This window comes from Tritonibacter sp. SIMBA_163, assembly GCF_046535935.1.
In the GTDB taxonomy this organism is placed as follows: Bacteria; Pseudomonadota; Alphaproteobacteria; order Rhodobacterales; family Rhodobacteraceae; genus Epibacterium; species Epibacterium scottomollicae.
This window is the reverse complement of record NZ_JAWJBP010000001.1, coordinates 373,531-393,268: the sequence shown is the minus strand read 5'-3', so window position 1 is coordinate 393,268 and position 19,738 is coordinate 373,531. Positions and strand designations below refer to the sequence as shown.

The following is a 19,738-nucleotide window of genomic DNA, read 5'->3' as shown; positions in this document are numbered from 1 at the left end:
CCTTTCGAATGTGTAAGGACTTAACATCAGCCCATTTGGTTGTTGCGATCACGGTTTTCAAGTGACCTCTTGCTCAGTGTTATACAAAGGACAACGCATGTCCTCTGTGAAGTGCGTCACAAAAAGCCAGAAAAAAACTCACCTTTTCGTTAGCACTTTGTTTCGCCTCGATTATTCCTTTGCCTCCGCCGCCAGCTCCGCCGCGACTTCGCGGGCGAGCACCGTTTTGCGATACGCCAGTCCGACGGTGCGCCGCACCTCTGGCACCTCGGTCAGGGGACGCACGGCCACCCCCGGATGACAGCCCGCATGGCGCAGTGGCACCAGCGCGATGCCCAGGCCTGCCGCCACCAGGTCCAGCACTTGCTGGTCGTTGACAGCCGCCGCGCCATGCGGTGGCGGCATCCCCCTGCCCGCCTCGACCTCATGCAGAACATCCGCCTTCGGGCAATACGGGCGGTGAATGCGTGGCTCTACCGCGATGTCTTCGGGCCGCAACACGCCCGCCTGCGCAAGCCTGTGCCCAGTGGGCAGCGCAACCCCGTAGCCCTCCTCCCAAAGTGGCAGAAACGCATATCCGGACGGGGCACAGCTTTCGGCCACGCATGCAATATCGCAGACCTCCGCCTGATCGCAGAACTCCGGCAGCAGCTCCTGCCGTCGCCGCACCAGCGCCTGCAACGGCACCGAGAAGGGCGAGAGCAGCACATCCGGGTGACAGTAGATCCTGAGACGCTGTCGCGGATGCGGGCGCAGCCGGGTCGACAGGTCCGCCAGATGCGTCACGCTTGGCGCGGCCTCCCGGTAGAGCTGCTCCCCCAGCGGTGTGGTGACCAACCCGCGCCGGGACCGCAGGAAGAGCGAACCGCCCAACTCGCGCTCCAACCGCTGGATCGCGGCGGACACGCTGGGCTGGCTCACCGCATTGACCTGAGCCGCGCGACTGATGGAGCCGGTTTCATAGGCACTCAGAAAGTACCGCAGCGGGGTGATCTCTAACATAGTCATTCTCTATGTAATGCAAAGTTAGCATCGGTCTATATTATTTTATGCATCCGCGCCATCGATGGGTCACGCATAATTCAACTCAGGAGAGATCCGTGACCGCAGTTTCAAACACACCCGCCCCGTCCCAGCCCGCCATACAATCCGTGCTGCAGAAATTTGTGGCGGGCGACCCCGGCCTGATGGAGCATATGGCCAATGACATCGACTTTCGCATCGACCACTATGCCGACGATGTGGATGTCAGCTGGCAGGCGGGCAAAGGTCTTGAGAGCATGGGCGCGATCCTGACCCGGCTCGGCACTGATATCTTCCCTCAGGGCACGGAGGCTTTGGACATAGACGTCCAGCCCCTTGCCGACGGGTGGCACCTGACCCGTTTTCATCAGCGCTTCTTCTACGGGCTCAAAGACTGCACCGTGACCAGCCTGACCTATATAATTTCGCATGAGACTGACGGAAAGCTGGATTATTTCCGCGAGACGGTCACGGGTGCCATCCCGGTCTGATCCGACACAGGCAGCCGACAGAACCCAATCAGGACACGCACCGCGCATCCTCGTAACCGCGCGGCGAGACGCTACAATCAGGCTGATGACGCCCGCGCCGCGTGCCCATTGGGCACGCGGCGCGGGTCGCTTCGGGCACAGCCCGAAGCGAAACACCTCATTTACACAGTCAGTATTTACCGGGTTCCACAGGGGCGTCAGGTCGACGCCGATGATGACCTCAGCGCGAGATCGGCAAGCGCAACGCCGTGATCAGCCCCTGCATGTCATCCGGCAAGGGCGCCTCGAAACGCAGCATCTCTCCGCTCACCGGGTGTTTGAACCCGAGCACCGCAGCGTGCAGCGCCTGCCTGGAGAACCCGTCGACCGCCGCCACACCTGCCGCGCTCAGCGCCTTGGGGGAAATCTTGCGCTTGCCACCATAGGTCGGATCGCCCAGCAGGCTATGTCCGGCATGCGCCAGATGCACCCGGATCTGATGGGTGCGCCCCGTCTCCAGCCAGCACTCCACCAGCGAGGCCACCGCCGGCGTGCCAAAGGCCTCAATGATGCGGGCCCGCGTGATCGCGTGACGCCCGCCCTCAAAAAAGACCGCCTGGCGTTGTCGGTCCGTCCGGTGACGCGCCAGCTGGGTGGTGATCTTCAGGATATGCCCCGGCTCAAAGCTGGCACCCCGCACCCCGCGCAGCCGGGGATCATTGCCATCCGGCGTCCCGTAGCACAGCGCCTGATAGTACCGCTCCACGGTGTGGCGTTCGAACTGCGCCGCCAGCCCCTGATGCGCCACATCCGATTTGGCAACCACCAGCAGCCCGGAGGTCTCCTTGTCGATGCGATGCACGATGCCCGGCCGCTTCACGCCCCCGACACCGGACAGATCCGCGCCGCAGTGATGCAGCAAAGCGTTGACCAATGTTCCCGAGGGGCTGCCCGGCGCCGGATGCACCACCATGCCCGCCGGCTTGTTGATGACGATCAGATCGTCATCCTCATAAATCACGTCGAGCGGGATGTCCTCCGGGCCGATATGGCTGTCCTCGGCCTCCTCCACGGTGATCACGATCTCGGCCCCCTCGGCCACCCGCGCCTTGGGCTCCGTGACCGCCTGACCGTCCACCGCGACACCGCCGCTTTCGATCAATCGCGCCAATCGGGTGCGCGACAGGCTCGCTTCCTCTGGCACATCGCGTGCAATGGCTTTATCAAGCCGCTTGGGCGGGTTGTCCGCGATCACAAATTCAATGCGGCGGCTGGCCATGACACTTCCTTCCGAGCCTGAGAACCAAGACGAACCGGCGCAGCTGAAGTTTCTGCGGCGTCTCGTGACCACGCTGACCGTGATCATGGTGGGCGGGGTTCTAGTGGTAATCGCACTGCTTGTCATCCGTTTGTCGGATGAACCGGACAGACCGCAGCTACCGGCAGAGATTTCCCTGCCCGAAGGCACGACCGCACGGGCTGTCACCTTCGGCAGCGGCTGGATCGCCGTGGTGACCACGGATGACCAGATCCTGATCCTGGATGCCACCAGCGGCGACGTGCGTCAGAGCCTGACGCTCGACTGATCCGGAACCAACGACCCCAGCCATCAGCGCCCGATGTATGTCCGGTGCGAGACATGCGCGTCGCAAGCCGTGCCGTGGCTGTGTGTAGCGCGGCATCCCGGCTCGCCCCAAGGCGCCGCCGGTCACACCATGATAAACGCCCGCAAGACCCACACAAAAAGCAGCCGAACGCTACACTCAGCAGTACATCTTCGCGTCTGTGTGTGTTTTTTTTGGGGGGAGTATGGTACCACCTCCTGGTCTCGAACCAGGGACCTCTTGATCCACAATCAAGCGCTCTAACCAACTGAGCTAAGGCGGCACTGAGGGCCATTTACAACACAGAAAATCGGAGCGCAAGAGCCCATGTCACAAGTTTTTTGCACAAAGAGGAATTCTGGTTTGTCAGCATGTTCGCAGAGCTGACCACCCCTCCCTGCCAGCGCAGAATGCGGAGGCCAGCTGAGGTGATTCCCTGCCTCAGCACGCGCGCCAATCGGCAAAGCAGTGGACAGCTGTGCCCGAAGCCGGGCAACATCTTGCTTTTTAAGGGTCTGCAGTCTAGCACAGGTCCTCACTACAAAACGCCGCCCAAAGGAGCCGCAGATGGGTATCAACACCGAACGTGACATTGAGGCGAACATGCAGATCGGCCCCACCGATGCAGGCATGGTCCGGATTTTCATCGAGGCCGACGGCGTGGAGGTTCCGATGGACTTCGAGCCCGAAGAAGCCGAGGAAATTGCTGACGAAATTCGTGCGGCAGCACATGCAGCCCGGTCCGTCAGCTCCTGACAACAGGCCAGTGCGGCGCCGAGATGTGGTCGGAAGATGGCCGGGCCAGGTGCCCGGCTTTTTCATGTCCGCTCCATGCCGTCTCGCCGCCACAAAACCGACCGCAAAATTACCGATAGCCGCTTGGGTTAACTGGCTAACAGCCCGCTATAAGCGACTTAATTCGTTCAATTTTACCGGTTCCGTTTACGGAAGTTAGGCCTGTGTTAACCTCCACATCCAAATGATTAAGAAACGTCAAGTTTCTACTTGGAGCGTGTGTAATGTATCATTTTACGACCCCGCCGATGGGCCTCATGGTGACCTTGCCCGGCGCGATCGCGTCGGCCAACGGGCCGCATGCCGCCGCGCTCTCTCTGTCAGACTCGGAGAGCCTGACCACCAATCAGCTGCAAAACCATGTCTCGCAGGCCCGCCGGGCGCGCGAAAAACTGATCGACCAGGTGTCAAAACCGCCGGAGCCCGGCTGGCGTTCGGCGATGAACCAGATTTCGGATACGGTAGACCAGATGGAGAAGGTGCTCAGCTTTCTGCGGTCTCAGTCCGCCGACCTGCCTGCCAAGCCGGTGGAGAACATGGACGCCCTCGCGGTGTTCCCATCCGGCACGGCAATGCAGCAGTCTGGCAGTATGCCGGACAGCCGTCCGTCGGAGGCAGAATCCCCGACGGCTGCAACCACCGCATCGGATGCCTCATACGCCAGTGCGCCGCGGGTGATCTATGTCATGGATGATGGCGTGATCATCGTCGGACGCCCGCCACAGGATACAGCCGCCCCGGCGCGGAATGGCGCAGATGCCACTGGCTTCGACCGGTCTTCGCCTGCGCAAACCCGACCTTCAGGAGACCACATGACATCGAATGCCGTGATAAGCCTGCCCCTGACCGAAGATCAGCAGCGTGCCAGTGCCGAACTGATCGCACTGGCCCAAAAGGCCTACGCGCAGCAACAGGCCTCTCGCGACGCGCAGGGCGCAGCGCTGTTTTCGGATGAGAGCGTCGGGCTGACAGGAGCGCTGTCTGACGCCACCGCTGCTGCGCAAACCTCGACGCGTGGCGACCGCGCGCCGGTCCCGCGCATGGTCATGTCTGACCCTGCCGAGCGCCCCGATATTGGCCCCGCGACGGATCCCGCGTCCTCCTTGACCGCTGCGCCAAAGCCATTTGAACGCGATCCGGCCCGCGAGGCGGCTGCCGCCGCAGAGCAACAACAGATCATGGCGCTGCAGCTTGATGGTCATAGCGACATTATCTACATCGTTCCCCCGGCCAAGGCTGCAATGGATCTGACAGCCTGACAGATCGCGTCCGCTACGGGCGGCTGTTATCGCCGCCTGAGCGCGCGCTCCCCCGGGAGGATGCCGCGGAGCAATGCGGTTCTGTCAGTGGTTCTGTCTGCGGTGCTCTCAGTGGCTCCCCGCCTCGGGGTCCGGCATCGCCATCAACAGCGCACCATCACGCCCCGGACGCGGGTCCCGCAGGCGCTGCAGGCGGCGCGCTGCATCCATGGCAAATTTCTGGATCATCTTCTTGCGCCGGGCCGGTGCAACCTTGTGCTCCGGCCCCATACGGACCACCTCGGCGTCATAGGCATCGGCAATGATCAAGCCGGTGTCCGACGGCAACAGCTCCGTCGGGAAGTCCACATCGACGGCCCAGAAATAGCGATCACACCACTCCAGGTAGCCCTGCCATTTCGCATCGCCCTGAAAATCCGCGCGGCTGGATTTACACTCTACCACCCACAGCTCCCCTTTCGGGCCAAGCGCCATCACGTCGACGCGCAGGCCGCGCTCAGGGACAAACTCCTCGACCGATGCAAAGCCCATGGATAGCAGGTAGCGACAGACGCCCCGCGCAAGACGCTGCCCCGGCTGGAGCGCGATCTCCGGCCCATCCGTCGCCGGATCGGCCCGCTCTGCGTCCTGCGCCGCCATGGCGTCAAACGCGTCCTGTTCCGCATATGGATCTGTCATGCCGCAAGGGTGAACAATTCATGAACGAAAATCAAGTCCTCGAAATGCCCCTGCCCCTTGTGCCGCGCCCCTCGGCGCACTAGGTAGACGGTCAGGCGGGTTCTGCCCTTCTCGTGACAGGCAGCATTCCAGTGGCCTTAAGCAATCCCAAGGGAGCTGGCTCTGTTCGGACCCTGGTCCGTTTATCTGGCGCCCACCTGTACATACAGGTCCCCGGGAATCAAAGCCGCACGGTTGACTGGTGGTTCCCGCCGCTTTCCCCAGTCCAAGAAGAGCACAGTAGAAAAAAGCCGCGCCCGAAGCGCGGCCTTTGATGGATTGAAAGTGCATCACCCGCGTTGTCTCGCGCCATCGCGCACGCGCGCAACATCCGGCACCTGTCAGGCGCGGCGCGCCTTGCCCGGCTTGGCCGATTTGGCAGGCACCAACACTGGCTTCAATTCGGGACCGATGGACATGCCACCCCGCGGCGTGTCGTCCCGTTCCGCCATCGCCATGATCTTGAAACCGAACTGCACCCCACCAAACACCACCGCGTTAGAGATCCAGAGCACGAGCACCGCAAGAATGCCCGCATCGGATCCAAACACCAACGCGCCGAGGTTCGCGACGTTGAACCACAGCAAAATAGCGACAAAGATGGCCGCCAGAACCAGCCCCCAGAGAGCGCTGCGAATATAAAGCTTGATCAGTTCCGGCATGGCATCCTCCACTGCTTGTGTGCCCTAAAATCTAGGGCGTACCTATGGTTTGGTCCAGTCCTGCAAAGAAACTGCGACGATTTTACCGGGCGCTGCCGTATAACTCGAAACACCGCCTGCGTTTCAGGCGCCGCCGCAATCCGCCAGTCGTGCAAGGAATATCCAGAAATGTCACTCAAACGCCAGTTCGGGCGCCTGTTCATCGCCCGGCCTCACCTGATCAACTGGGCGCTTGCACTGGCGATCCACGCCCTGCCAGTGGTGGTCTGGCTGGACCTGATGGCAATCACCGATCAGTCGCTGCGGCGTCAGGGCAAGACGCTGGATGCGGTTCTGGACACCGTGCGCGGCTATTACAGCCGCAACGTGGTGGCCCGATTGGATGCGGAGGCACCGACCCTTGCCACCCATGACTACCACGATCGCAACGGCGCGATCCCGATCCCGGCCACCATGTCGATCGAGCTGGGAGAAGAGATCGCCGATCGCGGCCTCAACGTCTCTTACCGCTTCGCCTCGGACTACCCTTTCGCGGGACGACAGGCGGTGACGCTGACATCGGCAGAACAACGCGCGCTCGAGCAATATCGGACTGGCGCCACCGACCCCATGCTGTTCTTTCGTAACGAACAGGCCGGTCTGTTCTCTCACAATCTGACCATGGTGACGCCGGTGGTGATGGAAGAAACCTGCGTGTCCTGCCACAACAGTCACCCCGACAGCACCAAGACCGACTGGCAGGTGGGCGATATCCGCGGCATCCAATCCTACAACATCGGCCAACAGGTGGCGACCAGCCTGCTCTCCTTCAGCCACCTGCTGCTCTACATGCTGATTGTCGGCGGGCTTGGCATCCTGTTCGCCCTGCATCAGCTGCGACTGGCACAGCGCTTCCGCAAGATCAGCGAGGAGCTGACCTCCAACAATGAATTCCTCGCCGGCATTTCCATGAAGATCTCGCGCTACCTTTCACCGCAGGTCTACCGGTCGATTTTCTCCGGCGAGAAGGACGCCTCGATCTCGACCGAGCGTAAGAAGCTCACGGTGTTCTTTTCCGACATCAAGGATTTCACCCAGACCGCCGAGACGCTGCAGCCCGAAGAGCTGACGGCGCTGCTCAACGAGTATTTCACCGAGATGTCGACGATTGCCGCGCGGCATGGCGCCACCATCGACAAGTTCATCGGCGATGCCATCGTGGCCTTCTTCGGCGATCCGGAAACCCTGGGCACTGCCGAAGACGCCCGCGCCTGCGTGCGCATGGCGCTGGAGATGCAGGAGCGGCTTGCGAAACTGGAACAGGAGTGGCGCGCCCGCGGCATCGACCGCCCCTTCCGCGCCCGCATCGGCATCAACACCGGCTATTGCAACGTCGGCAACTTCGGCTCGGAGGCGCGGATGGATTATACCATCATCGGCGCCGAGGCGAACCTTGCGGCGCGGTTGGAAGCGGCGGCGGAGCCCGGCGGCATCGTGATGAGCCATGAAACCTACGCCCATGTGCGCGACTTCGTGGCCGCCGAGCCGATGCCGCCAATGCAATTCAAGGGAATCACCCGCGACGTGCACCCCTATGCCATCGCGCCGGGCCGTGCGGGCAACCTGCCGCCCACCGAGACCAGCACCGACGGCAAAAGCCTGACGGTGCATCTGGACCGGCTGGACGAGGCGACGCGCAGCCAGTTGCAGGCGCTTCTGGACAAGCCGGCCAAAAGCTGACCCCACCCCACCAGCAATGCAAAACGGCGCCCCGATCCGGGGCGCCGTTTCTCGTTTCACAAAAGCGTCGCGGCTCAGGTGTTCTTGCGCTCGCTCATCAGGCCCCGCAGGATCGCGTAGCACATCACCAGCAGCACCACCGTGAACGGCAGACCGGTGGAGATCACCATCGACTGCAGCGACTGCAGGCCCCCTGCGCTCAGCAGAAGCACGATCGCAACCGCACCCTCAAAGATGCACCAGAAGGCACGCTGCGGCACCGGGGCGTCGACTTTGCCACCCGCAGTGATCGTGTCGATTACCAGCGAACCGGAGTCCGAGGAGGTCACGAAGAACACGATGACCAGCACGATGCCCACCAGCGAGGTGATCCCGGCCAGCGGCATCACGTCGAGCATCTTGAACAGCTTCACCGGCAGGTCAGCCTCTTGAGCAGCTGTGTAGCCATCGTTGATCACCTGGAACATTGCGGTGCCGCCAAAGACGCTCATCCACAGCACGCAGACCATCGACGGGATCAACAACACGCAGGTGATGAACTCCCGCACGGTGCGGCCACGGCTGACGCGGGCGATGAACATGCCCACAAACGGCGACCAGGAGATCCACCACGCCCAGTAGAACGAGGTCCAGCCCTGGCTGAAGTTGACGTCCTCACGCCCCACCGGGTTCGACAGCGCCGGCAGATACTGAAGATAGGCCAAGAGCGAATCCCAGAACAGCGACAGCAGGAACACGGTCGGCCCCACCAGCAGCACAAAGATCAGCAGCACGAAGGCCAGACCCATGTTGATCTCGGACAGGACCTTCACGCCGCCATCAAGGCCCCGCATCACCGACACAAGTGCGATCGCGGTAATGGCGGAAATCAGGATCACTTCGGTCGTGGAGTTGACCGCAATGCCGAACAGCTCATTCAGGCCTGCGTTGGCCTGCGTCGCGCCAAAGCCAAGCGACGTCGCCAGACCAAAGAGCGTTGCAAACACCGCCAGGATGTCGATCACGTGACCAACCCAGCCCCAGACCGCATCGCCAAAGATCGGGTAGAAGGCAGAGCGGATGGTGAGCGGCAGACCCTTGTTATAGCTGAACAAGGCCAGCGCCAGTGCCACAACAGCGTAGATCGCCCAGGGGTGCAGACCCCAGTGGAAGATCGTCGCGGCCATGCCCAGACGCATCGCTTCGGCCTCATTGCCCGCAGCCCCGCCAAGCGGCGCCCAGTCGGTGCGCACGCCGCCTTCTTCGCTGATCCCTCCCATGGAGGTGCCAAAGTGGCTCAGCGGCTCGGAAACGCCGTAGAACATCAGGCCAATGCCCATGCCTGCGGCGAACAACATCGCGAACCAGCCGATGTAGCTGTAGTCGGGCTCTGCTTCGGTGCCGCCCAGTCGCACGTTGCCAAAAGGCGTCACGATCAGGAACAGACAGAAGATCACAAAGATATTCGCGGCACCGAGGAAGAACCAGTCAAAGCCCTTGGTCACCGAGCTGAACAGCCAGCTGAACACTGAGCCCGCCTGCTCTGGCAGGGCCAGCGTGTAGAAGACAAAGGCCACGATGGCCATGCCAGAGATCGCAAAGACAGGGTTGTGGATGTCAAATCCAAACGGGCCAACTGACCCTTCAACATTGTCCTGGCCGATTTCATATTCCGTGTCGATGATATGTGACGCGCCATCCGGGCTCGGGATGCCGTCAGATGGTTCCGGCGTTTGGTCGGTCATGTGTACCGCCTTTCGTTTCGGAGTTTCAATTCGATGTCAGTCAATCCCGCACCAACAGCACCGACGCGGTGCTATGGGCAGCAACATGGGCACCGTGACCGGCCCAGATGTAATCCGAGATATTCGGAACATGCGTGGCCATGACAACAAGATCCGCCTTGAGGTCGGCAATCGCCTGCTCCAGCGCCTTGTTGAGATCCGTCGAGGGATCATGGGTCATGATGGCGTGGCTGCTGGCCTGCACCCCATGGTTGGCGGACTGGCTTTCGGCGAATTTCTCCAGCTTTTCCTTATATTCCTCCGGCGTGCGGGCAACACCGCCCGGAGTGGCCGAGGCCACTCCGACATAACACAGCTCGGCCGAATGGGCCTTCGCCATCCCTACCGCCACTTGCAGCGCTTTCTGCAATGCGGCTTCATGCGCCAGGTCCACTGGCACGACTATTTTCTGAAACATTTCCCCTCCTGTTTCTGGCAGCCCCGGTGGGCGTTTTTGTTTCCGGGTCGGCAGTCGGTTCCCGCAATTGGAACGACTGTCCTTGGCCTATAAGCTGACAGGTTTTGCGGGGCAAAGCAAACAACTGGTTGTTTACTGTGGATAATATGCGTGTTGGCGGGCCAGTAGCGCGTCCGCGCGTCGCAAAGCGTCAACAACCCGTCGCATTAATGCATCATCAATGCGCGCCGCACCGACCGACACGGATGTCAGAACGCAGCGCCAGGTGCGTCTTGCCCCGGCGCACTCCCCTGCCACCGCCCTGCAATGACGCCACAAACAAAAAGAGCGCGCCAGCGCGCGCTCTTGGATCAAGTTGTGCAAATGTTTCGAGAACAGACAGAGCAAACCGCGCAGCGTGAGCGGCGCGTCAGAACGCCTCCGGCTTCGCCTCGCGGGCCATGTGGTCCAACACCGCATTGACAAAGCTCGGCTCTTTTCCCTCGGGAAAGAAGGCACGCGCGATGTCGACATATTCGTTGATGACGACCTTCACCGGCGTATCGCTCTCGACGAATTCGGCCCCTGCGGCGCGAAACAGCGCCCGCAATGTCGGGTCGATACGGGCGATCGGCCATTTTGCCACCAGCGCCCGGTCGGTCATCTGGTCAATCTTGGCCTGATGGTTGACCGCATCCTTCAGCAGCTTGCGGAACAGTTTGCTGTCGCCCTCGGCAAATTCGCCTTCCTCATAGATGGCTCCGAACCGGTGGTTTTCGAACTCCGCGATCACCTTGTCGAAGGACTGGTCGCTATGCTCCATCTGGAACAGCGCCTGTACCGCATAGAGCCGGGCCGCAGAGCGGGCCTGCGTCTTGTTCTTTCCCGGTTTCGGGGCGTCTGTCGAGGTCATGGCGAGGGTGATCCGTTTTTGAGATTAAGCGAGCCGATAGGAGTCGGACGCAGGCTTGAAGCCGACTCCCTTGGTCTGGGCGCCCCATTTACGCGCCAGCGCGATCAGATGCAAGGCTGCAGCGGCCGCACCGCCCCCCTTGTTCTGATCGGCAGGATCAGCGCGCACCTCGGCCTGTTTGCGGTTTTCCACCGTCAGGATGCCATTGCCGATGCACAGGCCCTGCAGACCCAAGAGCTGAATGGCGCGCGAGCTGTCATTGCAGACCGTGTCGTAATGGGTGGTCTCACCGCGGATCACACAGCCCAGCGCCACGAACCCGTCAAAGTTCGACGCGCGATCAGAAATGCCGATCGCGGTGGGGATCTCCAGCGCGCCGGGCACCTCGACCAGCTCATATGTGCCGCCCACCGCCTCGATCTCGGCCACGGCCCCGGCGACCATATTGTCGGCGATGTCCTTGTAATAGGGCGAGACGACGATGAGCAGCTTAACCGGCTTGTCGAATTCCGGGCGCGGCAGGATGTAGTGGTTTTCTTGTCCGGCCATGGTGCAGGCCTCCTTCAGCTGTCAGTGGACAGGATGGGACGGGTGCCGACGATCGACAGCCCATAGGCATCCAGGCCAAGGTATTTGGTTTCAGGCGAGTCGGTGAGCAAAATTAGCTCTTCCACTCCCAGTTTGTTCAGAATTTGCGCCCCAAGGCCGGTCTGCTTGATCGTGCGCGGCCCGTCATCCTCGGCAGCATACAGCGCGTTGCGCGGCTGGCGGAACAGGCAGACCATACCGCGGCCTTCCTCGGCGATCAGCTCCATCGCCCGCGGCAGCTCGCCGGCGGGCTTGGGGCCCAGCCCCAGCAGATCAGACGCCTCATGCAGCGCATGGGTGCGGATCAGAACCGGCGCGTCGGTGGTGATGTCCCCCTTGATCAGCACCACATGCTCAACGCCATGGGTCTGATCCGTGAACAACCGCATCTCCCAGTCGCCACCATGCTCCGAGGTGACGGTCGAGCGCCCGGTCTCATCCACCAGATTGTCGTTCTTGGTGCGATAGGAGATCAGGTCGGAGATGGTGCCGATCTTCATGTCATGCTGCTTGGCAAAGGCCACCAGATCCGGCAGCCGCGCCATGGTGCCGTCTTCCTTCATGATCTCGCAGATCACCCCGGCGGGCTTGAGCCCCGCCAGACGGGAGATATCCACCGCCGCCTCGGTATGACCGGCGCGCACCAGCACTCCACCACGTTTGGCACGCAGCGGGAACACATGGCCCGGCGTGGCAATCGCCGCCATGGTGTTCTGTTCGTTGATGGCGGTGGCCACGGTCAGCGCCCGGTCGGCGGCAGAAATCCCGGTGGAGACCCCTTCGCGCGCCTCGATCGACACGGTAAAGGCCGTCTCATGGCGCGAGGAATTGTTCACCGCCATCATCGGCAGGCCAAGATGATCAACCCGTTCGGCGGTCATCGGCAGGCAGATCAGCCCACGTCCATGGGTGGCCATGAAGTTGATCGCATCCGCATCGGCAAACTCCGCCGCGATGACCAGATCGCCCTCGTTTTCGCGATCTTCGTGATCCACCAGGATATACATCTTGCCCTTGCGGGCTTCCTCGATGATCTCTTCGATGGGGCTGATGGCGTCGCGCAGTTCAGCTTCGACGGGACCGGGCGTTTCATAGCTCATGGGCGGCAGGCCTTTCGCTCGAGAGGGCGCGCGGTCGGATCGGCCCTCCCGCGCCACTGTTGTGCCGGTCGGAATAGCGGACAGACGCCTCAAACACCAGCCCCACAAACGGCACATGCGCGCACGTCACCGGCGCAACAGCGCACCAAATCGCCTGGATTTTTGATAAAACACGCCTCGCCCGTCGACCTCTGCACCCTGTGCTATCTGCCGCAGGACGTCGGCGGGGCTCAGATCTCTTCAGCTTTTCAGAAATATCTCGGAGCGCGAGGCAGAGCCTCGCATCCCGTTGCGCAGGCGGCGCGCGCCCTGGTGGCAGCATATCAAGACCGGCGGGCTAAAGTGGACCGGATCGCGATCATTTGCCGGGTGTAAAATCCCCGGCCACACCCAGGAACCGGCTCCCTGATATTGGGGGCAGTGCAGAGATAACGTTGAGCACGCGGGAAGATATTCCCGGCCACCTCCGCCCATTGTGGCGGCGCCGCCATCCTTATTCGACAGGCCACATAGTTTAGGCCACCCATAGATAGGTCACCTATCAGAAGGCCGACCTTCACGACGATCCAGCCTCTTTAATTTCACAATGAGCGCAGATCGCAGACCTCATGACCACAGCGGGACGCCACAAAGCGCTCCCGCCCAAATGCCTGTCCGCGCATACGGTTCAGGCGGCGCCGAAATATTCCGCTGCGGTCAGATAGGCCGCCGCGCGACCCGCGGTGCTCCATTCCCGCTCCAGCGGCGCATCCCCGATCACCACCACCGAGGCACCGGACAGGCCGCGCTGGCGCATCACACCCTGCACCTTCTCGCGCATCGCGCCCCAGCCTTCGGTGAAGACCGGCGCCGGACCCACTGCGTCCAGCTGCGTGTTCACGCGGGCCACCGTCTCTGCGGCCAGCGGGCGATAGACCAGCGCCAGACGCCCGGCATGCGCCACCCGCGCCAGCGCCGCGCCCTTGCCCTCGGGCAGATGCGGATCGCGCAGAAGGCCCAGCGCGTTGGCGGAGAACAACAGCCCCAGCACATCCTGCCCAGAGGTCTGACGCACCTTGGCATAGGTCTTGTAATCCATGCCCAGCTCGGCGGCCCGTTTCAGGCGCATTTGCAGCACCAGCTTGGGAATGGTATTGGGCATCAGCTTCTTCTGCGCCGACCGCCAGGCATGGGTGCGCCAGATCATGCCCGGCTCCATGCTCGGGCCGCCATTATGCCCCAGCCCCGGCACCGATCCTGTGCCCACTCCAGCGCCCGCACCCGAGCCAGACGCCATCAGAGGCTCTCCTGCAGCCGCGCCACGTAGCGCGCCAGCGTGTCGATCTCCAGATTGACCAGATCCCCCAGGCTGACATCGCCCCAGGTGGTCACTTCCTTGGTGTGCGGAATGAAGTTGATGCCGAAATCGCAGCCCTCCACCTCATTCACCGTCAGCGAGGTGCCATTGAGCGCAACCGAGCCCTTGGGTGCGATGAACCGGGCCAGCTCCTTGGGCGCGCGCAGGGTCACCCGGGTGCTGTCGCCCTCGTCGCGCAGCCCTACGACCTCCGCCACGCCATCCACATGGCCGGAGACGATATGGCCGCCCAGCTCGTCGCCCACCTTGAGGGCGCGTTCCAGATTGACCCGCTTGCCGACATACCAGCCCTTGTGGTTGCCCGCCGCGTCGATATTGGTCTTGGAGGTGGTCTCGGCCGAGATCTGCACATCGTACCAGTCCGCCCCCAGCGCCACCACGGTCAGGCAGACCCCGTCCGAGGCGATCGAGGCGCCCATGTCAATGCCGCTGGTGTCATAGGCGGTGCGGATGCGGGCGCGCAGGTCGCCCTCCTGCTCCAGCTCGGTGATGGTTCCCACATCGGTGATGATCCCGGTGAACATGGGCGGTCTCCTTCAACGTCGCGCGCCCATCCTCGGGCGCTTCTTGCAAAGTAGCTAGCCCCTGCCCGCCCCCGGCTCAAGAGCCTGCTTGCCCAAGGAAAGCATATGGTCATACTTTCACCCTAGATTGCGGTTAAAACCGCCCTAACCATGCTGCCAAATTCAGCAGCGCCCACAGCCCGCCAAGAGGCCAGATCGAGCACAGATGTCGCAAGACCCGCGCCCAACACGCAGCTTCCTGTTCCTGCAAGGCCCGCATGGACCCTTCTTCGGCGCGCTTGGCCGCATGTTGCAATCCGCAGGCTGCAGCGTGCACCGGGTCGGCTTCAACGCTGGCGACCGGGTATTCTGGCCGGACCGCAAGAGCTACATCGCCTATACTGATCCGCTGACCGAATGGCCCGCGCGGCTCTCCGAGCTGCTGCAGACGCATGCGGTCACTGATATCGTGCTCTATGGCGACACCCGCCCCGTGCACGCCGAGGCGGCGAAGATCGCGCGCGCCCGCGGCATTACTCTGCATGTCTTCGAAGAAGGCTATCTGCGCCCCTATTGGGTCACCTATGAGCGTGACGGCTCCAACGGCAACTCGCGCCTGATGGAGATGCCGGTGGCGCAGATGGAACAGGCGCTGGCCCAAAGCGCGATGGACACGCCCCTGCCCCCCGCCCGCTGGGGGGATACCCGCCAGCATGTGATGTATGGCGCGCTCTACCACTGGTTCGTGATGTTCTGGAACCGGGGATACCGGAACTTCCGCCCCCATCGTGCCCTGTCGGTGACAAAGGAATTTCAGCTCTACCTGAAACGGTTGCTGCTGATGCCCCTGCATGCGCTGGACCGTCGGATCGCGACGGCCCGCATCACCGGCGGTGGCTTTCCCTATCACCTGGCCCTTCTGCAGCTGGAGCATGACAGCGCCTTTCAGGCCCATTCGCCCTTCTCCACCATGACCGAGTTTCTGGACCTGGTGATATCGGGGTTTGCCGAAGGCGCGCCGCAGCATCATCACCTCGTGATCAAGGCGCATCCGCTGGAAGATGGTCGCACCCCGATCCGCCGCGAGCTTCGCCGCCTTGCCGCGCAGCACGGGATCAAGGGGCGAGTCCACTATGTGCGCGGTGGCAAACTCGCCGCGCTCCTGAACGAGGCCCGCACGGCAGTCACGGTGAATTCCACTGCCGGGCAGCAGGTGCTCTGGCGTGGATTGCCGCTGAAGGTGTTTGGCCGCGCGGTCTATGACAAGCCGGACTTCGTCTCCACCCAGCCCCTGCCGGAGTTTTTTCGCGCGCCGAAACGCCCGGACGGCCCGGCCTACCGGCAGTATCGCCGCTATTTGTTGGAAACCTCACAGTTTCCCGGCGGCTTCTACTCGCGCTCCGGACGGCGACAGCTGTTGCGGCAGGTGGTCGATATGATGCTCTCGTCCGAGGACCCCTATGACGCGTTCCTCACCGGCACAGCAGCGCCACGGCAACACTTGCGCCTCGTGACCTGACCTCGGCTACAGGTCGTGCTGGATTTTCGCGTGACACTCGGCTACCTTACACTCAAAACTTGAGGCAAAATAAAAATAGGTCGAGGAGACCGAGCAGTGAAACCCATGCATTTTCGATGGGCGCGCCCCGTGGCCTTGCTGGCTGCGGTTGCCCTCGCAGCATCATGCGGCCTGCCCAAGGTAGGCCCCAGCAAACGCCAGATCTTTGCAGGCTCCGTGCAAAAACAGGGCGACGCCTTTGTCGTCGCCGTGAATGACCGCGTCGCCCGCGCAACCGCCGTCGTGCCGGCGCTTGGATTTTCCAATCAGTTCACCAATGCATCGGTGCTGACCTCCGATATCATTCGTCCCGGCGATATCCTCGGCCTGACGATCTGGGAAAACGTCGATGACGGCCTTCTGGCCAGCACCGGCGCCAACGCCACCCTGCTCGAAGAAGTGCAGGTCGATGGCGCGGGCAATATCTTTGTGCCCTACGCAGGTCGTGTACGCGCCTCCGGCAACACCCCGGAACAGCTGCGTGAAGCGATCACCAAGAAGCTCGAGGATCAGACCCCAGACCCGCAGGTGCAGGTTCGTCGCCTCGCCGGTGATGGCGCCACTGTCAGCCTGACCGGCGCCGTTGGCGCACAGGGCGTCTACCCGATCGAACGCCCCACCCGCACATTGGCCACCATGCTGGCGCAGGCCGGTGGTGTGGCGATCGAACCCGAGATTGCACAGGTTTCCGTCATTCGCGGCGGCCATACCGGCACCATCTGGTTCGAGGATCTCTACGATCACCCGGAACTCGATATCGCGCTGCGCAACGGTGACAAGATCCTGGTTGAGGGCGATACCCGCTCCTTCACCGCACTTGGCGCCACCGCCGCACAGGCGCGTGTGCCCTTCGACAGCCAGAACCTCTCCGCACTCGAGGCCATCGCACAGGTTGGCGGGCTCATTGCCACCGCCTCCGATCCCACCGGCGTGTTTGTGTTCCGCAACGAGGCGCCAGAGATCTCCAACCAGGTGCTGGGACGCGACGATCTGATCGGCGCGCAGCGGATGGTCTATGTGCTGAACCTCACCCAGCCGAACGGTCTGTTCATCGCGCGGGACTTCGTGATCCGCGATGGCGACACCATCTATGTGACCGAAGCGCCCTATGCGCAGTGGACCAAGACGCTGTCGCTGCTGACCAGCCCGCTGTCCACCGCCGCCAGTGTCGAGACCCTGTTCGGCGGCAGCTAAGCCAGCATGATGCACGCGCCTTCGCCGCATCCAGACACCACAGAAACCGGGAGCCAACGCTCCCGGTTGTTCGTCTATAACGGCGGCTTTCTGACCCAAAAGCGTGTCCGGCGTATCCTTGATCTCGCCGGGTACGACATCAGCCTTGGCCTGCCCAAGGAGGGCGATCAGGTCGGCATTTGGGGCGACAGTCCCACCGCCCACCGGGGCCGCAAGATCGCCGAAGAGCATGGCGCGCCGCTGGTGCGGATCGAGGACGCCTTTTTGCGCTCGGTCTATCCGGGCCGCAGGGGCGAGCCGCCGCTGGGCCTGTTGATCGACCGCACCGGCGTGCATTTTGATCCCTCACTGTCGAGCGACCTGGTCACGCTGCTGAAAGACCACCCGCTCGATGACAGCGCCCTGATGAAACGGGCGCGGGATTGCATGGCCCGCCTGCAGGACGCTCACCTGAGCAAATACAACGCCTTTCACCCGGATGTACCGCCGCCCGAACCTGGTTATGTGCTGGTGGTGGATCAGCTGCGCGAGGATGCCTCGGTCAGGGCCTCGATCCCCTTTCCCGGCGCCGATCAGGGGCGGTTTCAGGAAATGCTGGCCTTCGCGCAGGAGGAAAACCCCGGTGCGCGTATCCTCATCAAGACCCATCCGGAGACCTCGCAGGGCCACCGCGAGGGCTATTTCGATGCCCGCCATGCCAATGACCGGGTGGAGCTGTTCGACGCGCCGGTCTCGCCCCATCTGCTGCTGGAGGGTGCGGTGGGCGTTTACACCGTGTCGTCGCAGCTGGGGTTCGAGGCGATTCTTTCGGGGCATCGGCCGCGCATCTTTGGCCAGCCCTTCTATGCGGGCTGGGGGCTGACGCAGGACGAGTTTCCCCCGCCCGGCCGGAACCGCCGCCTGACACGCGCGCAATTGTTTGCCGCCGCAATGATCCTCTACCCCACATGGTATGATCCCCATCACGACCGGCTCTGCCCGCTGGAGCTGGTAATCGACTCGCTGGAGGCGCAGGTGCGCGCCTGGCGCGAGGATCGTGCGGGCTGGGCGGCCTCCGAGATGCGGCTGTGGAAACGTGCGCCGTTGCAGCACTTCTTTGGTCAGCACAAGCGCATGACCTTCACCGAAAAGACCAAGACCGCAAGGAAGAGCGGCAAGAACTGGATGGTCTGGGCCAGCAAGGCCACCAAGGACCACGCTGGCGCGCATCACCTGGAGGACGGCTTTTTGCGCTCACGCGGGCTGGGGGCGGAGCTGGTGCCGCCGCTGTCGCTGGTATTGGACCGGCAGGGCATTTACTACGACCCCACCCGGCAGAGTGATCTGGACGATCTGATCCGCGAACGCGTGAGCCTGACGCCGCAGCAGGAGCGGCGAGTGGAAACACTGGTGATGCGGCTGATCAAACATGAGGTGACGAAATACAACCTCGACGGTGACCTGCCGGATCTGCCCAAGGGCCACCGGGTGCTGGTGCCCGGTCAGGTGGAGGATGACGCCTCGATCCGGCTTGGCGCGGGCAAGATCAACACCAATATGAAGCTGCTGCAAGCAGTGCGCGCGGCGCGGCCCAACGCGGTGGTGATCTACAAACCGCACCCCGATGTAGAGGCGGGCCTGCGCAAGGGGCGCATCAAGTCCGCTGAGAGCTGGGCCGATGTGGTGGCCGAACAGGCCAATCCGGCGGCGCTGATCGACAGCGTGGATGAGGTCTGGACCATGACCTCGCTCCTGGGGTTCGAGGCGCTGTTGCGCCGGGTGCCGGTGACCTGCGTCGGCCTGCCGTTCTATGCCGGCTGGGGGCTGACCCGCGACCGGCTGGAAGCGCCGCACTGGCGCGATGTGCGCCCCGGCATCCTGAGCCTGGCCCACGCAGCGCTGATTGACTATCCGCGCTATTTTGACCCCCTGTCCAACCTGCCCTGTTCGCCGGAGGTTGCGGTGGATCGGTTGATCGCCGGGGATCTGCCCGCGCCCGGTGGCGTGAACCGCAGCTTGTCGAAACTGCAGGGACTTCTGGCCTCCTTTGCGCCGCTCTGGCGCTGAGCGCAGGATGCGAGGCTCTGCCTCGCGCTCCGAGGTATTTTCAAAAAGATGAAGAGGGCGCCGGGGGCGC

At 62.7% G+C, this 19,738-nt stretch carries 19 protein-coding genes and 1 tRNA gene; 8 read left to right on the top strand and 12 right to left on the bottom strand.

Translation table 11 applies throughout. From position 1 onward, the window contains the following. Positions 1-171: 171 nt before the first annotated feature. Positions 172-1,002: a LysR family transcriptional regulator gene (locus R0J92_RS01795; RefSeq protein WP_411050528.1), complete on the bottom strand. Its 831-nt coding sequence runs from the start codon at positions 1,000-1,002 to the stop codon at positions 172-174. Positions 1,003-1,100: 98 nt separating this feature from the next. On the opposite strand from R0J92_RS01795, the gene R0J92_RS01790 reads away from it, so the two are divergent. After that, positions 1,101-1,514 carry a hypothetical protein gene (locus R0J92_RS01790; RefSeq protein WP_411050527.1) on the top strand — a complete coding sequence of 138 codons (414 nt, stop codon included), beginning with the start codon at positions 1,101-1,103 and terminating at the stop codon, positions 1,512-1,514. 220 nt (positions 1,515-1,734) lie between these two features. On the opposite strand, the gene R0J92_RS01785 is transcribed toward R0J92_RS01790, so the two are convergent. Continuing rightward, complete coding sequence (locus R0J92_RS01785; RefSeq protein ID WP_411050526.1) at positions 1,735-2,772, bottom strand: RluA family pseudouridine synthase; 1,038 nt, start codon at positions 2,770-2,772, stop codon at positions 1,735-1,737. Here R0J92_RS01785 and R0J92_RS01780 point away from each other — a divergent pair. Beyond that, positions 2,771-3,079 (top strand): DUF6476 family protein, encoded by a 309-nt coding sequence (locus R0J92_RS01780; RefSeq protein WP_106162340.1) that lies wholly within the window; start codon positions 2,771-2,773, stop codon positions 3,077-3,079. The genes R0J92_RS01785 and R0J92_RS01780 overlap by 2 nt on opposite strands. 224 nt (positions 3,080-3,303) lie before the next feature. Here R0J92_RS01780 and R0J92_RS01775 read toward each other — a convergent pair. Continuing rightward, positions 3,304-3,380, bottom strand: a tRNA-His gene (locus R0J92_RS01775). 284 nt (positions 3,381-3,664) lie between these two features. Between R0J92_RS01775 and R0J92_RS01770 the strand changes: the two genes are divergently transcribed. Together R0J92_RS01770 and R0J92_RS01765 are read left to right on the top strand one after the other, a co-directional pair. Beyond that, a complete protein-coding gene (locus R0J92_RS01770) occupies positions 3,665-3,853 on the top strand; it encodes a DUF6324 family protein (protein ID WP_106162254.1) in 189 nt (62 codons plus the stop codon). 263 nt (positions 3,854-4,116) lie between these two features. Beyond that, positions 4,117-5,151 (top strand): chemotaxis protein CheA, encoded by a 1,035-nt coding sequence (locus R0J92_RS01765; protein ID WP_411050525.1) that lies wholly within the window; start codon positions 4,117-4,119, stop codon positions 5,149-5,151. Positions 5,152-5,259: 108 nt separating this feature from the next. On the opposite strand, the gene R0J92_RS01760 is transcribed toward R0J92_RS01765, so the two are convergent. Together R0J92_RS01760 and R0J92_RS01755 are read right to left on the bottom strand one after the other, a co-directional pair. Then, the gene (locus R0J92_RS01760; protein WP_411050782.1) at positions 5,260-5,790 is read right to left on the bottom strand and encodes an MmcB family DNA repair protein; all 531 of its coding nucleotides are present in this window, start codon (positions 5,788-5,790) and stop codon (positions 5,260-5,262) included. A gap of 419 nt (positions 5,791-6,209) precedes the next feature. After that, complete coding sequence (locus R0J92_RS01755; protein ID WP_317386836.1) at positions 6,210-6,530, bottom strand: hypothetical protein; 321 nt, start codon at positions 6,528-6,530, stop codon at positions 6,210-6,212. A 168-nt stretch (positions 6,531-6,698) separates the two neighbouring features. Between R0J92_RS01755 and R0J92_RS01750 the strand changes: the two genes are divergently transcribed. After that, entirely contained in the window at positions 6,699-8,249 is a 1,551-nt protein-coding gene (locus tag R0J92_RS01750) for an adenylate/guanylate cyclase domain-containing protein (protein ID WP_411050524.1), read from the top strand. 74 nt (positions 8,250-8,323) lie between these two features. On the opposite strand, the gene R0J92_RS01745 is transcribed toward R0J92_RS01750, so the two are convergent. From R0J92_RS01745 to R0J92_RS01715, 7 genes are all read right to left on the bottom strand, one after another. Further along, positions 8,324-9,973 carry a BCCT family transporter gene (locus R0J92_RS01745; protein ID WP_411050523.1) on the bottom strand — a complete coding sequence of 550 codons (1,650 nt, stop codon included), beginning with the start codon at positions 9,971-9,973 and terminating at the stop codon, positions 8,324-8,326. Between the two features lie 40 nt (positions 9,974-10,013). Continuing rightward, positions 10,014-10,430 carry a universal stress protein gene (locus R0J92_RS01740; RefSeq protein WP_106162249.1) on the bottom strand — a complete coding sequence of 139 codons (417 nt, stop codon included), beginning with the start codon at positions 10,428-10,430 and terminating at the stop codon, positions 10,014-10,016. 409 nt (positions 10,431-10,839) lie between these two features. Continuing rightward, positions 10,840-11,322: a transcription antitermination factor NusB gene (gene nusB / locus R0J92_RS01735; protein ID WP_106162248.1), complete on the bottom strand. Its 483-nt coding sequence runs from the start codon at positions 11,320-11,322 to the stop codon at positions 10,840-10,842. Between the two features lie 24 nt (positions 11,323-11,346). Beyond that, on the bottom strand, positions 11,347-11,871 hold the full coding sequence (locus tag R0J92_RS01730) for a 6,7-dimethyl-8-ribityllumazine synthase (RefSeq protein WP_411050522.1): 525 nt from the start codon (positions 11,869-11,871) through the stop codon (positions 11,347-11,349). 14 nt (positions 11,872-11,885) lie between these two features. After that, the gene (gene ribB, locus R0J92_RS01725) at positions 11,886-13,010 is read right to left on the bottom strand and encodes a 3,4-dihydroxy-2-butanone-4-phosphate synthase (protein WP_411050521.1); all 1,125 of its coding nucleotides are present in this window, start codon (positions 13,008-13,010) and stop codon (positions 11,886-11,888) included. Positions 13,011-13,677: 667 nt separating this feature from the next. Beyond that, positions 13,678-14,286 carry a hypothetical protein gene (locus tag R0J92_RS01720; protein WP_411050520.1) on the bottom strand — a complete coding sequence of 203 codons (609 nt, stop codon included), beginning with the start codon at positions 14,284-14,286 and terminating at the stop codon, positions 13,678-13,680. Continuing rightward, the gene (locus R0J92_RS01715) at positions 14,286-14,891 is read right to left on the bottom strand and encodes a riboflavin synthase (protein ID WP_106162244.1); all 606 of its coding nucleotides are present in this window, start codon (positions 14,889-14,891) and stop codon (positions 14,286-14,288) included. The genes R0J92_RS01720 and R0J92_RS01715 overlap by 1 nt, the downstream gene beginning before the upstream one ends. Positions 14,892-15,096: 205 nt before the next feature. Between R0J92_RS01715 and R0J92_RS01710 the strand changes: the two genes are divergently transcribed. The 3 genes from R0J92_RS01710 (at position 15,097) to R0J92_RS01700 (ending at position 19,668) form a co-directional block, all read left to right on the top strand. Then, the gene (locus tag R0J92_RS01710) at positions 15,097-16,389 is read left to right on the top strand and encodes a capsule biosynthesis protein (RefSeq protein WP_411050519.1); all 1,293 of its coding nucleotides are present in this window, start codon (positions 15,097-15,099) and stop codon (positions 16,387-16,389) included. Positions 16,390-16,494: 105 nt separating this feature from the next. Next, complete coding sequence (locus R0J92_RS01705) at positions 16,495-17,622, top strand: polysaccharide biosynthesis/export family protein (RefSeq protein ID WP_106162242.1); 1,128 nt, start codon at positions 16,495-16,497, stop codon at positions 17,620-17,622. 6 nt (positions 17,623-17,628) lie between these two features. Beyond that, a complete protein-coding gene (locus R0J92_RS01700; RefSeq protein ID WP_411050518.1) occupies positions 17,629-19,668 on the top strand; it encodes a capsular polysaccharide biosynthesis protein in 2,040 nt (679 codons plus the stop codon). The last annotated feature ends 70 nt before the right edge of the window (positions 19,669-19,738 follow it).

Bases quoted from the DNA above. Each gene is read 5' to 3' on its own strand.
- R0J92_RS01795 (WP_411050528.1), bottom strand. From the start codon at position 1,002: ATGTTAGAGATCACCCCGCTGCGGTACTTTCTGAGTGCCTATGAAACC.
- R0J92_RS01780 (WP_106162340.1), top strand. From the start codon at position 2,771: ATGACACTTCCTTCCGAGCCTGAGAACCAAGACGAACCGGCGCAGCTG.
- R0J92_RS01785 (WP_411050526.1), bottom strand. From the start codon at position 2,772: ATGGCCAGCCGCCGCATTGAATTTGTGATCGCGGACAACCCGCCCAAG.
- R0J92_RS01770 (WP_106162254.1), top strand. From the start codon at position 3,665: ATGGGTATCAACACCGAACGTGACATTGAGGCGAACATGCAGATCGGC.
- R0J92_RS01765 (WP_411050525.1), top strand. From the start codon at position 4,117: ATGTATCATTTTACGACCCCGCCGATGGGCCTCATGGTGACCTTGCCC.
- R0J92_RS01760 (WP_411050782.1), bottom strand. From the start codon at position 5,790: ATGGCGGCGCAGGACGCAGAGCGGGCCGATCCGGCGACGGATGGGCCG.
- R0J92_RS01755 (WP_317386836.1), bottom strand. From the start codon at position 6,530: ATGCCGGAACTGATCAAGCTTTATATTCGCAGCGCTCTCTGGGGGCTG.
- R0J92_RS01750 (WP_411050524.1), top strand. From the start codon at position 6,699: ATGTCACTCAAACGCCAGTTCGGGCGCCTGTTCATCGCCCGGCCTCAC.
- R0J92_RS01745 (WP_411050523.1), bottom strand. From the start codon at position 9,973: ATGACCGACCAAACGCCGGAACCATCTGACGGCATCCCGAGCCCGGAT.
- R0J92_RS01740 (WP_106162249.1), bottom strand. From the start codon at position 10,430: ATGTTTCAGAAAATAGTCGTGCCAGTGGACCTGGCGCATGAAGCCGCA.
- nusB (WP_106162248.1), bottom strand. From the start codon at position 11,322: ATGACCTCGACAGACGCCCCGAAACCGGGAAAGAACAAGACGCAGGCC.
- R0J92_RS01730 (WP_411050522.1), bottom strand. From the start codon at position 11,871: ATGGCCGGACAAGAAAACCACTACATCCTGCCGCGCCCGGAATTCGAC.
- ribB (WP_411050521.1), bottom strand. From the start codon at position 13,010: ATGAGCTATGAAACGCCCGGTCCCGTCGAAGCTGAACTGCGCGACGCC.
- R0J92_RS01720 (WP_411050520.1), bottom strand. From the start codon at position 14,286: ATGGCGTCTGGCTCGGGTGCGGGCGCTGGAGTGGGCACAGGATCGGTG.
- R0J92_RS01715 (WP_106162244.1), bottom strand. From the start codon at position 14,891: ATGTTCACCGGGATCATCACCGATGTGGGAACCATCACCGAGCTGGAG.
- R0J92_RS01710 (WP_411050519.1), top strand. From the start codon at position 15,097: ATGTCGCAAGACCCGCGCCCAACACGCAGCTTCCTGTTCCTGCAAGGC.
- R0J92_RS01705 (WP_106162242.1), top strand. From the start codon at position 16,495: ATGCATTTTCGATGGGCGCGCCCCGTGGCCTTGCTGGCTGCGGTTGCC.
- R0J92_RS01700 (WP_411050518.1), top strand. From the start codon at position 17,629: ATGATGCACGCGCCTTCGCCGCATCCAGACACCACAGAAACCGGGAGC.